The 11,706-nt window shown below is 58.1% G+C and carries 11 protein-coding genes and 1 tRNA gene; 7 read left to right on the forward strand and 5 right to left on the reverse strand.

Features of this window, described 5'->3' with window-relative positions:
* Positions 1 to 27: 27 nt before the first annotated feature.
* From GOB93_RS13035 to rsmA, 3 genes are all read left to right on the forward strand, one after another.
* Positions 28 to 2,292 (forward strand): LPS-assembly protein LptD, encoded by a 2,265-nt coding sequence (locus tag GOB93_RS13035; RefSeq protein WP_173583970.1) that lies wholly within the window; start codon positions 28 to 30, stop codon positions 2,290 to 2,292.
* Positions 2,293 to 2,424: 132 nt separating this feature from the next.
* The gene (locus tag GOB93_RS13040) at positions 2,425 to 3,828 is read left to right on the forward strand and encodes a peptidylprolyl isomerase (RefSeq protein WP_173583940.1); all 1,404 of its coding nucleotides are present in this window, start codon (positions 2,425 to 2,427) and stop codon (positions 3,826 to 3,828) included.
* An 8-nt stretch (positions 3,829 to 3,836) separates the two neighbouring features.
* Positions 3,837 to 4,676 carry a 16S rRNA (adenine(1518)-N(6)/adenine(1519)-N(6))-dimethyltransferase RsmA gene (gene rsmA, locus GOB93_RS13045; RefSeq protein WP_173583941.1) on the forward strand — a complete coding sequence of 280 codons (840 nt, stop codon included), beginning with the start codon at positions 3,837 to 3,839 and terminating at the stop codon, positions 4,674 to 4,676.
* A 352-nt stretch (positions 4,677 to 5,028) separates the two neighbouring features.
* Here the strand turns inward: rsmA and GOB93_RS13050 are convergent, their stop codons facing one another.
* The 3 genes from GOB93_RS13050 to GOB93_RS13060 form a co-directional block, all read right to left on the reverse strand.
* Complete coding sequence (locus GOB93_RS13050) at positions 5,029 to 5,598, reverse strand: ferritin-like domain-containing protein (protein WP_173583942.1); 570 nt, start codon at positions 5,596 to 5,598, stop codon at positions 5,029 to 5,031.
* Between the two features lie 100 nt (positions 5,599 to 5,698).
* Positions 5,699 to 6,553, reverse strand: coding sequence for an RlmE family RNA methyltransferase (locus tag GOB93_RS13055; RefSeq protein ID WP_173583943.1), 855 nt, complete (start codon positions 6,551 to 6,553; stop codon positions 5,699 to 5,701).
* A gap of 33 nt (positions 6,554 to 6,586) precedes the next feature.
* Positions 6,587 to 7,693: a Ppx/GppA phosphatase family protein gene (locus GOB93_RS13060; protein ID WP_338422374.1), complete on the reverse strand. Its 1,107-nt coding sequence runs from the start codon at positions 7,691 to 7,693 to the stop codon at positions 6,587 to 6,589.
* A 349-nt stretch (positions 7,694 to 8,042) separates the two neighbouring features.
* On the opposite strand from GOB93_RS13060, the gene GOB93_RS13065 reads away from it, so the two are divergent.
* Positions 8,043 to 8,116 (forward strand) — tRNA-Gln (locus tag GOB93_RS13065).
* 54 nt (positions 8,117 to 8,170) lie between these two features.
* Here the strand turns inward: GOB93_RS13065 and GOB93_RS13070 are convergent.
* Both GOB93_RS13070 and GOB93_RS13075 read right to left on the reverse strand, forming a co-directional pair.
* Positions 8,171 to 8,593, reverse strand: a complete 423-nt coding sequence (locus GOB93_RS13070; RefSeq protein WP_173583945.1) for a cupin domain-containing protein — start codon at positions 8,591 to 8,593, stop codon at positions 8,171 to 8,173.
* The gene (locus GOB93_RS13075) at positions 8,590 to 9,219 is read right to left on the reverse strand and encodes a cupin domain-containing protein (RefSeq protein WP_173583946.1); all 630 of its coding nucleotides are present in this window, start codon (positions 9,217 to 9,219) and stop codon (positions 8,590 to 8,592) included. The genes GOB93_RS13070 and GOB93_RS13075 overlap by 4 nt, the downstream gene beginning before the upstream one ends.
* 380 nt (positions 9,220 to 9,599) lie before the next feature.
* Here GOB93_RS13075 and GOB93_RS13080 point away from each other — a divergent pair, with 380 nt between their 5' ends.
* From GOB93_RS13080 to GOB93_RS13090, 3 genes are all read left to right on the forward strand, one after another.
* Complete coding sequence (locus GOB93_RS13080) at positions 9,600 to 9,983, forward strand: hypothetical protein (protein WP_173583947.1); 384 nt, start codon at positions 9,600 to 9,602, stop codon at positions 9,981 to 9,983.
* A 118-nt stretch (positions 9,984 to 10,101) separates the two neighbouring features.
* Positions 10,102 to 11,229: an aspartyl protease family protein gene (locus tag GOB93_RS13085; protein WP_173583948.1), complete on the forward strand. Its 1,128-nt coding sequence runs from the start codon at positions 10,102 to 10,104 to the stop codon at positions 11,227 to 11,229.
* A gap of 256 nt (positions 11,230 to 11,485) precedes the next feature.
* Positions 11,486 to 11,671, forward strand: a complete 186-nt coding sequence (locus GOB93_RS13090) for a type II toxin-antitoxin system prevent-host-death family antitoxin (protein ID WP_173583949.1) — start codon at positions 11,486 to 11,488, stop codon at positions 11,669 to 11,671.
* Positions 11,672 to 11,706: the final 35 nt, after the last annotated feature.

Below are 11,706 nucleotides of genomic sequence, written 5' to 3' on the forward strand. Positions count from 1 at the left end.
CTGCTGACGGGTACGGGTGCCTTCCGGATGGGACTGGGCGCGGCATCCGTTCTTTTCGCGGCTTCATCACAGACAGCCTATGCGCAGTTCAGGCCGACGCCCTTACATGTGAATACGGGCAGCACGTCGTCCCGGAATGACCCTGTCACCTTTCAGTCCGATAAGGTAAGCTATGATGATCATGCTGGCGTCGTCACCTGGACTGGCAATGTGCAAGTCTGGCAAGGCGACCGCATCATGCGCGCCGACAAAATGACGTATGACCGCAATACGGGTGTCGTCGCGGCGACAGGTAATGTCGCCTCCAGCCAGCCGGACGGGTCGGTCCTGTTTTCTCATTATGCGGAACTGACGGGAAACATGCGTGATGGAGTGATGACGCACGTCAATGCGCTAATGAACGATAACGCAAAACTGGCCGCCAACGGCATGCGGCGGACAGGTGGTAAGATCAACGACCTGACACGCGCAGTTTATACGGCCTGTGAAATCTGCGCGAAGAACCCTTCACGAGCACCCTTCTGGCAGTTTCGCGCTTATAACGCGACGCAGGACCTTCAGCACCAGGAAATTGATTTTCGGGACGTCTACTGGGATATTCTCGGCATACCGGTGCTTTATCTGCCCTATTTTTCAATGACTGATCCGTCTGCGAAACGCCATAGTGGCTTCCTGATGGCTGGCGTCACACCGCATGATCGGTATCTTGGTACTTATGTCACAATTCCATATTACTGGGTCATTGACGACCAGTCCGATCTGACAGTGCAGGGACTCTTCTCGACAAAGACCGGACCTCAACTCAGCACCCAGTATCGTAATCGCTTTAATTTCGGCACGCTTAATATTCTCGGTGGTGTTGCCTACGATGATTATCGTCACAAAGGATACACTAACGATTTCGGCGACGCTGTCGGGGCGCAGAACGATCGCGGCATTCAGGGGTATGTGTTTGCCCGTGGTGAGGCCTCGATCACAAAGGCCTGGCGTGGTGGCTTTAATGTGCAGATTGCGAGTTCTGCCAACTACATGCGCGATTATCGCGTTCAGGGCTATGGCTCGGATACACTGAATTCTACCGCGTATCTCGAAGGCTTCGGAACAGGCGCCTACAGTCGGCTCGACGGGCAATTTTATCAGGGCCTGAACCAGGGTGTCATCCGCAACAGTGATTTGCCATTCGTTCTGCCTCATTACGAATACAGCTTTCTCTCGCAGCCTGACATTTTTGGCGGCCGGCTGGGCGTTAACACCAACGATTTTTATGTCTATCGTTCCAATGGGGTGAGAGATCAGCGTGGTGAAGTGCAGCTGAACTGGAACAGGCCGTTCAGGACCAGCCTTGGCCAGAAATATCTGGTGACGCTGCGGCTTGATTCGATGGTCTATCGGGCCACCCATCTCTATCAGCAGCCAGCCTATTATAATTATGGACGGACGGCTGTAGTCGGCCAGGTGGTGCCCACTGTAGCGGTGAAGATGAACTGGCCATTTCTGCGCCAGTTTATGAAGGGTCACGGTACGCAGATTTTCGAACCAATCGTCCAGGCGATTTATGCGCCGAACACAGGTGACGGCATGTCACGCAATATGCCGAACGAAGACAGCTTGAATTATGAGTTCACTGACTCGACGCTGTTTTCGCTTAACCGGTTCCAGGGCACGGACCGGATTGATGGCGGCCTGCGCGGTAATGTCGGAATGCATGGCAACTGGACGTGGAATGGTCATGTCGTTGACATCCTGGTAGGTGAGAGCTTCCAGGAGCATATCGAGCATGATCGCCTGCCCTATTCAGGCCTGAATCATCACATGTCCGACGTGGTGGCCCGGGCTCGGGTAGAGCCAACGCAGTATCTCGGATTTACCGCACGAACGCGCGTCAATCCCAAAAATGGGGACATTGATTTCGGTGATGCTCTGTTCAATATCAATGGACCGCATTTTGGTATTAATGGCGGCTATGTCTGGGAACCTGTAACGCCGTTTTATTATTATGTGAACGACTATCGCACCGCGAATCCACCTTCAGTCTATTACCAGCGTATGAATGAAATCAGTGGTGGGGTTTCGACATCCTGGGCAAGCTGGCATGCTTCTGTCTTCGCCCGTCGGGCGCTGTCGCGTAAGCAGTTTGTAGCGATCGGAGCAAATGCGGGGATTCAGAATGACTGCTTCGGACTGGATGTCATGTATCTGAAACAGTACACAACGATTGGTGGTCAGCAGCGCAACTCCACCGTCCTGTTTACTGTCACACTGAAGAGCATTGGTGCATTTGGTCTGAAATAGAGCGCTGATGACAGATAACCGGGGTGGCCTGCCTGCTAATTTAATACGCTTCAAATATGCGCCACACTCCGGTAAAAGCGACTACCCCATAAAAGCTAACTGCCCCAACAAGACGGTGAGAGACCAAGCTGAATGAGACTGAGCCTTTCTGTTACGGGGTCTGCCCTTGCCCTTGTGATTGCCCTTGGCCCGGTCTTCTGCCCGACAGGTGCATATGCACAACACCATCACCGTGTACATGAACAGTCCCAGAGCGACTCATCGGTACAATCAGCTGAGGTAGAGGCTGCCCGGCCTCATTCGGCGAAAGAAGCCGGACAGCCGCTGGGACAGTCCCAGGATGCGATTATCGCGGTTATCAATGGCATTCCGCTTACAAAGCGTGATGTGGATAATCGCGGACGGCTGTTCGCACTCTCAACCGGCCTTCCCGTGGAAGGTGATGTGATGAGCCGGATGCGCCCTCAGATCATCCGACAACTGATCGACGAGCGGCTCCGCACACAGGAGATTCTTTCCCGGCATATTAATGTTACACCGGAGCAGATTGCCGACGCGATTTCGGGCATCGAGAAACGAAACGGGATGCCTCAAAATGCGCTGCGCGACCGCCTCGCACAGGATGGCGTATCGCTGACGACGCTGATTGATCAGATTCGCGTCCAGATCGGCTGGACACAGGTGCTTCGTCAGGAGCTGGGTGCCCGTTCCCGAATGACGTCACAGGAGATTTCGCAGCGAACAGAGGCTCTGCAGAAGCAGGAAGGTCGCCCGGAATATTTCATTAGTGAAATCTTTGTTCCTGTTGAAGACGCCCGTCACAGCGAGACAGAACTGAAGTTCACGGAGACCATCATTCAGGAGCTTCGGAGAGGCGCGCCTTTCTCGATTGTTGCGGCGCAGTTCTCGCAGGCGCAGAGCGCGCTTGATGGCGGATCAATGGGCTGGGTTCAGGAAGATAGTCTCGATCCGGAAGTGGTGGCTATGGTGCGCCGAATGCCGGAAGGCGCGATTTCGAACCCGATCAAAGTGGCTGGCGGCTATGTCATCGCGACGGTTCTTGGCAAACGGATTATCGGTCATCAGCCTGGAACATTGCTGGATGTAAGGCAGGCGTTCATTCCTTTTGCCGAGCATCTGAACCCGCAGAACCCGACACCACAGCAGCGACAGGCTCTCCAGACCGCTGTCCAGATCGCGCAGCAATCCCATAGCTGTGAGGATCTGGTGGCCGCGAACAAGAAGCTGGGAGAGGTTCGTCCATCCAACCCAGGAGAACTCCAGCTTGAACGGCTGAACCCGCAGATGCAGCAGGTTCTTGGAACCCTGCCTGCCGGCAAAACGACGCGGCCGCTGGTCTCGGAAGATGGCATTGCTCTGCTGATGGTCTGTTCCAAAACCACTAAGAACTTCGCAAGCCGGACGCCAAGCGAGATCGCGGATCAGTTGCTGAACGAACGTGTCGAGCAGACAGCACGACAGCTGGATCGGGACCTTCACCGCAGGGCGGTGATTGAGATGAGGTCGAAAACCTGATCAGACAAATGACGCGCGAGCCACTTTCCTCACTTATAAGTCGTCATAATTTTGATGCGCGGCGCGCACTGGGTCAGCATTTTCTCCTTGACCCGGCTATTACGACAAGGATTGCTGAGCTGTCGGCTCCACTGGCCGGACGTCACGTTGTCGAGGTCGGCCCTGGTCCGGGTGGTCTGACTCGTTCACTGATCGACAGCGACGCAGCTTCGGTTACTGCTGTAGAGATCGATCCGCGGGCTGTGGTCGTTATCCGAGAACTGCAGGAGGAAGCGCCAGAGCGACTGCGTCTGATTGAGGCTGACGCTACCCGGCTTGACCTGACAACTCTCTGCCCTGCCCCACGCCGGATTGTGGCGAATCTCCCTTATAATGTCGCAACACCGTTGCTGATCGGCTGGCTGCGACAGGCGGCTTCATGGGAACGTCTGACGCTGATGTTTCAACTGGAAGTCGCCGAGCGTATCTGCGCTGAACCAGGCAGTGAGCATTATGGCCGGCTTGCAGTCATTTCACAGTGGTGCGCAGTGTGTTCGCAGATCATGCGATTACCACCGGGTGCGTTTTCTCCACCACCGAAGGTCTGGTCGGCGGTGGTGGAACTTACACCGCATCCGGAACTACCGGATATCAAATTATTCCGCGCGATGGAACAGGTGACCGCCGCTGCATTTGGCCAGCGGCGAAAGATGCTGCGTGGGGCGCTGAAAGGTATTGGCGGCGAGCGTCTGCTGAATACAGCTGGAATCGATGGTTCGCGTCGCGCAGAGACGCTCGGCATTGCCGAGTTTGATCGCCTCGCACGATGTCATCTTGCTGCGCCTCACAGAAATGAAAAGCAGAAATAAAATCTACACTATCTGGCTGGATGAGAAAATGGGAGTATGTCGTTAATTTTCAGGGACAAGAAAGCACTCTATCATTTCTGGCTCAGATTTACGGGCTGTCAGAAGCGTGGCGGGGTGGATCGTATAGATTTAATCTCTGTCCGCTTACGCGGATCGTTGCCCGGCGGCGGAAGATAAAACCTTCCGGTGGAGATTCAATACTGAATATGAGAGGCGGATTGCAGATATTCTGCGTCAGAACATTACTTGGCTGGAACGGGGCGAAAAGCTGATTAACGAGATTGTCTGAAAGAATGAACAGAATCGGTCAGGTATTTTCCCTGACCGATCCCAAGCTTCTTCTGCGCCGCTCTTAGCTTGCAAGGAACGGTCTGCCTTCGTGTGCCACGAGAAGATCGTGCATGTCGGTTGCATGCTCTTCTTCCTGGGCCAGAATTCTTTCAAGCATGATACGCGTGGTCGGGTCCCTGTCTCCAAAATAACGTATCAGTTCGCGATAATGCTCGACTGCAACGCGTTCAGCGACGAGGTTCTGTTTCACGAGATCGACCAGCGAGCCGGGCTGACCATATTCAGCGGCAGAACGTGTGGCGAGACCTTCCGGATTGAGATCAGGCACGCCGCCCAGCTGATCGATCCGTTCGGCGGCCCATTGCATGTGCGTCTGCTCTTCGCGCGCATGTTCTGCGAATTCGGCCGAAACACTCTCACTGTTGATACCTGAAACGGCAATTGAATTCATCGTATAGCGCAGGACACAAACAACTTCTGTAGCCACCACAGTCTGCAGCAGTTCGATAGCCTTCTTTACGTCACCTTCGTAAGCCGGGGTGACTGCACCATCGCCTATTGATTTCCTGGCCTTTTCGCGCAGCGTCTGAATATCGGACAGAAAGGTATTATCCGTCTGTTGTGTTGTCATAGGTACGCAACTCCTCCGTTGAGGTCCGTTCATAAAACGGAGAACCCATGCGAAGGTTTCAGATTATGTCTGACAATCCTGCCAAAAAATGACGAATTCGTCAGGAAAGACTGTCCTGCGCTTCCTTGCCGCGCGGCAGATCCGCAAGTCGCTCGGGCCGAAAACCTGTTGCCACTACATAGAGTTCACTGGAATCCTTACGGCTTGCGGGAGGCTTGGCATGACGTACGCTGGTGAAAACCTTTTTCATCGGATCAAGCATTTGTTTCTCTGATCCGCCCTGAAAGACTTTGGCGACGAACGTGCCGCCTTCGGCCAGTACATCGAGCGCAAAATCGAACGCACCTTCCGCCAGACCGATGATTCTGAGATGGTCTGTCGGCGCGTGGCCTGTCGTGTTAGGTGCCATGTCGGACAGAACAAGATCTGCCCTGCCGCCGAGCATTTCAATCAGCCGGCCGGGCAGTTCCGGATCTGTGAAGTCACCTTCGATGATTTCCGCGCCCGGAACTTCATCGACCGGCAAAAGGTCGACCCCGACGACGCGGGCAGCACCACGTTTGACCGCAACCTGAGTCCATCCGCCCGGCGCTGCACCGAGATCGACCACGCGCTGGCCGGGTCTGATCAGATGGAACCGGTCATCAAGTTCAATCAGCTTGAAAGCAGCCCGGGAGCGCCAGCCCTGTTTATGAGCAGCCTGCACGTACGGATCATTCAGCTGCCGCGCCAGCCAGCGCTGCTGCGCTGTGGTCCGGCCGCGTGACTTCTTGAGCGACACCGCCTTTGCACGAATGTTTTGTGGTGCGAGACCGTCATCATCACCGGCGCGGGTGCCGGGTGCGGTTTTCTTCGTGAGTGCGCGTCCGGGTACGCGGGGTGTCTGGGCGCTTCCGGACGAGGAAGCGGGATGGCTGCCGGAACCACGTTTTGACGGAGGAGGTCTGGAGGTCAAGAGATGTACTTCTTCTGTCAGAGAGGCACCCGGTTACCCGTGCGTCCGGCGTTGCCTGCCACGCGGGCCGGAGGTTCCGTTGCGTTTTGTTCCCGGTGCTCCGCTGTCCCGCATCATCCGGGTCAGCAGGCCATCACGCAGTCCCCGGTCCGCGACGACGATGTCAGACGACCAGAGAGACAGGAAGGCTTCGAAAATGGCGCAGCCGGGCAGAACATAGGATGCACGTTCCGGACCGATGCACGGATGGGCATGCATGCCCCGGCTCCCCATGCGGTGCAACCGCGAAATCGCCTTGCGTGCATTGATCACACCGAGGCGATAACCGTCGATGGCACAACGCGAATAGCGGGGCAGATCGAGATCCAGGCTCGCCAGGGTTGTCACGGTTCCGCTTGTGCCGACAACGCGTACGCTGCCGCTGAGAATCTCCCGGCCTATTCTGTGCGTGGTCTCAAAGGCCTCAAGATTCTCGCGGACATGAGCGACCATTGCACGGTAGTCTTCAGGTCCCTGGGACGAGAACTGTTCGGATAATGTGATGACACCGATCGGCAGGCTGATGAAACCGATGACATCATGGGTCCGCCGGTCTTGGTCGAGGCGGACCCATGCGATCTCGGTTGAGCCGCCACCGATATCAAGAAGCAGGCCACGACCGGGCTGTGCCTGTTCTCCGGGGGCTCTGATGGAAACGGTTCCGGCTGCGTCATGATGAATGCCGGAGAAAAGCAGGCCGGCGCAGCTTTCGACGGCGAGTTCGGCTTCCTCACGACCAGAGATGATCTCGAATTCGAGGCCGGTTTCGGCACGGATACGCTCGATGAATGCGCGGCCGTTTCGTGCCCGGCGGCAGGCTTCCGTTGCGACCGCCCGGAAGCCGTAAGGTTTTCTGCGTCCGAGCCTCGCAGCGCAGGCGCGGAGAGCATCCATCGTACGGGTCATGGCGTCTTCGCCGAGTTCGCCGGTCCGGTGCAGGCCCTCGCCCAGCCTGACAATGCGGCTGTAACTGTCCACGACGCGGAAGCCGCCGTTCGCTCTCGCGGCAATCATCAGGCGGCAGTTGTTTGTTCCGAGATCGATGGCGGCGAAGATATCGTCATTGTCGCTGCCGGAAGACGATCGCTGGCCGGGCGCCACAAAGCTTCCTGCCGGCCCTGATGCCGGTTTCACCGAAGAAAACAGAGATTCGCGGGTCCGGGCGTCTGAGGGACACTGTCCGGGTGAAACAGGAAGAAAACTGGCTGACACGGGCGGGAGGGGAAGCGGTACCTCCTGACTCCGGGGCCAGGCGCGGGAACGGTCCATCGTCTGGTCCTTAGGTTAGGGCGATTTTATGGCAATATTTCAAGAAAATGACGGTGCCGGCAAGCAAAAACTTTCTGGCTGTTACACGGTCCAAAAAGGGCCTTGCCCTGTGTGGCTCGAGATGGTAACAGCCTGCTCACCGCAGAAACGGTGGCCTTTGCGGCCCGGTTTTGTATCCCACTGGGGGATAGTTTAGCGGTAGAACTACCGGCTCTGACCCGGTCAGCCCTGGTTCGAATCCAGGTCCCCCAGCCATTTTTTGCGTCTTCCCTGAATAAGCCGGTTTGTTTTTAGCTGTCCTGACGGGTTTCAGCGCGCCGGAACTGTGTCGTCCGACCGGAAGGGCGGGGCGGAGATAGCGTAGAAGCTGAGCGGGCCCTGGCGGGAGGCCTCGATTTTGTGATCGATGCCGGCGGGGATTCTGATCAGGTCTCCGGGGGCCACTTTCGTCGGTGTGGCGTTCAGCCAGACGGTGCCGGTGCCTGACCGGATCAGGAAAACTTCCTCTGATGTGATGTTGTGGCTGGCCGGGTAGGCGGAGCCGGGGGCGAGCGTGAAGAGCGCGATGCTCATGCGGTCCGAGCGGAGGCCGGCGTTCTGGCCGAGCAGTTCCTGGAGCGTGCTTTCTTTTGTGGGGTGGATGGCGGGGACATCTGCGGGGCTCAGGTGCTGGGCTTCCGCGGGGGCGGCCAGGGCTGTGAGGGCGGCGGCGAGGGTGAGGCTGGCTTTCATGGCCGGGCGGCCTCGGTTCGTGTGAGAGCGGTGATCTGGCGGGCGGCGGCGGGATATTCGCGGATGAGGGCGGCGCGGGTGGCGAGTTCGAAGTCCTGCGGGATGAAGCCGGGGGCCATGGTGGTGCCGGTGAAGGACCAGCCGCGCGGGCCGGAAGGAGCGGAGCCCTGCCAGACGTCGTGAGGGACGACGAGGGCGGGGTTCGCGGCGCCGAGAGTGGCCTCGCGGGACTGGCCATCCGGGGCGAGAAGCAGGAAATGGACGGGGTCGCCGCCGTAAAAGTGCCAGACTTCGTCGGTTTTCAGGCGGTGGAGGGCGGAGAAGCCGGCGGTGGTTTCGACATAGAGGATGGCGGTCGAGACGGGGTGGCGGATGCCGCTGTAACGGGCCGGGAGGGCGGCGCCGTCGATGGTCTCGCCGGTGCGCTGGACCTGGGCGAACCAGCCGCCTTCCTTCGGGACCGGCTGCATGTGGAAGCGGGCGATGAGACTGGCGGCGGCCTCGGGCGGGGCGGCGGGGGTGCGGGCGTGTGCCGGGGACAGGAGGAGCCAGGCGGTGGCGAGGGTGGTCAGGACGGGGGCTGCTTTGCGGACTGGTCCGGAGGGGGCTGATCTGGCGGGGCGCATGGGGGTCGGAACTCTCCGGGGTTCGTCTGAGAGGCGGGGTGAACTCCCCTGCCCTGCTTCGTTGTTTTACCGGGGATGGCGGTTCCGGCGAAGGCGTTTTTATGGCGTCGGAGGGGCCTGGTTTTCCAGATGGGTCGGGGTGTTTTTCGCGTTCATCACGGATTGTTTCTGTGGGGTGTGGCGGGGCGGCCGGGCTGAGGGGCGGCGTGTGGTCCGGTCGGGTCGGGCTGAGGGTGGCTGCGGGGTGGCATGGCGAGGGCTCCGGTTGTGGTGATCCGTGATTGGGACTGTCTCTGGCGGGGCGCGGGAGAATTTATTTTTCTTTTTGGGGGTTGGTCCGGTCCGGGGACGTAAGGGATTCCAGAGAGTTCCGGACAAATATGGTTCGGAGTCGGAATGGTTTTTCGATTCGGTTTCTCAATGATTTTCCGGGCTGGATTTCACTGGCTGAAGGGTGGCGTCTGTCGGGGTGGTTTTCGGGCTGGTTTTCTGCGGGCTGGTCGGGGCGGGCCTGTTGCGGCGGGCGCTGGCTGCTGATCGTCCTGTTCCTGCCCGCGATGCACTGGTCCCGTTCGGCCGGGGGCAGTTTGCAGGTGGAGGCGCTGCTGCTGGCTGTGGCGATGCAGGGCGAGGCGCTTTCGTGCTTTTGCGGCGTGTCCGGGCAGACGATTGTTGTGACCGGGAATATTGTGAAATTTGCTGATAATATTGCGAGGTTTCTCTGCAATCTCTTCCGCCGAGGTGGTTTTCCTCTGCCCGGATGAGAGGCGATGGGGGATGACGGGTGGCATTCACTGAAAAATCACTCGTCCTGTCGGTTGTTTCCTGACACATGGGGAAGGAGTTTTCGCATCCGGATCATAACAGAGGAGCAATGATCCTGTGAATCTTTCCCGCCGCAGAACACTCTCCCTGTTTTCTGGTCTTTTTGCCGGGGGAGCGACGTTTTCCGCATCGGCTGCCGATGATCCGGTTTCCGCGCCGATCGGGATGGAGGGCAGCCGTGTTGTGATGGATGTCACGATCAATGACGGCCGGAGCTACAGATTTGCTATCGACACAGGCGGCGCGGCGAGCCTTATTCGCGAAAGTGTCGCACGGGAAGCGGGTTTATCCGCCTCCGGCTTTGCAAGTGTGGGTGTGTTTGGCAGCAATGACCCGCGACGGGTTTATGAGGCTGATTCCGTTATATTCGGGGGTGTGATCCGTCAGAACGGCGCCCGGTTTGTGGCGGTTCCGGGTGACGGTCTGGGGAAGGACATAGCCGGCAGTCTTGCTTCCGGCATTCTGACGGCCCTGCCGAGTGAACTGGATTTTGACGCTTTCGAGTGGCGGCTCTGGCAGCACAGCCGGCCTGCGCTGACCGGATTTACCGCCCTGAAGGCGGCATTCAGCGATACTCCTTCCATGGACTGGTCCCCTCTTCTGCTGGCTGATGCGAGGGTGAACGGGGCGGGTTATCGTTTTCTGCTCGATACCGGCTCTCCGTCCTTTGTCCGGCTCAATCACCGGACGGCGCGTCAGCTGGGTCTGTGGTCTGATGACCGGCCTTTTGCTCCGCTTTATGGCGGACGACGCATTGTGCGGATTTCCTCTCTGGAGTTTGGCGGTTCGACCTTTGAGCGACCTCTGGCGCTGTTGCTGCCGGACAATCAGGTGGCGGAGATTTCTGACGGCCTGATCGGGTTGCCGATAATGCGACGGTTCAATTTTTTCTGTGATCGCCGGAGGGATGAGATACTGGTCCGGCGGAACGGGACCGGTGCGGCGCCGGAGCATTATCCTCTGTCCGGGCTGGAGATCGGGAAGGATGGCCGGACGGTGCTGGCGGTTGGTACGGGGAGTCCGGCGCAGGAAGCTGGCGTGCGGGCCGGGGATGCTGTTCTTGCTGACAGTGGCTGGGATTTTCGTGAGGGGATGAACGGGAAAGAGGGGGATAGGGTTAGTCTGCGGGTTGGGCGCGATGGTGGGGAGCGGGAGGTTTCTTTTGTGCTGTGGGGGTGGCTTTAGGGGGAGTGACGCCCTGTCTGCTACCGGTTTGAGACAGCAATGCGGGGGGAACCGAAAGTCGGCTTTGTGTCGAGCGACCGGTAAAACCGGACATTCACATAGTCGACCTGCAGCGAAGTCGATCATGATCGCGGCGGTCAGCGCGGAGACCTCATATATCGCAGCTTCGCTCGCCATAATAGCGTCCCAGTTTGTTATTGTCCAAAAGAGCCATTTCGCCTTAAATACGTAACAAGGGGACATACAGGAATTAGCCATGAAAATCATGTCGGCGCGCGAAGCGAAGAACGGATTCGGGCTGATGATAGATACCGCGCGCACGGCTCCCGTGCTGGTCCAAAAGCACGGGCGCGGCGTCGTGGTGGTAGTGGCGGTTGAAGAGTACGAGCGATTAAAGCGCCTCGATTGTCAGAGAGCCTCGACAAACGCTGGTCGGGACTAAATGGGCATTTTGGGCGATAAAGTGAGATTTAAGGG

The organism is Acetobacter musti, assembly GCF_011516835.1.
In the GTDB taxonomy this organism is placed as follows: Bacteria; Pseudomonadota; Alphaproteobacteria; order Acetobacterales; family Acetobacteraceae; genus Acetobacter; species Acetobacter musti.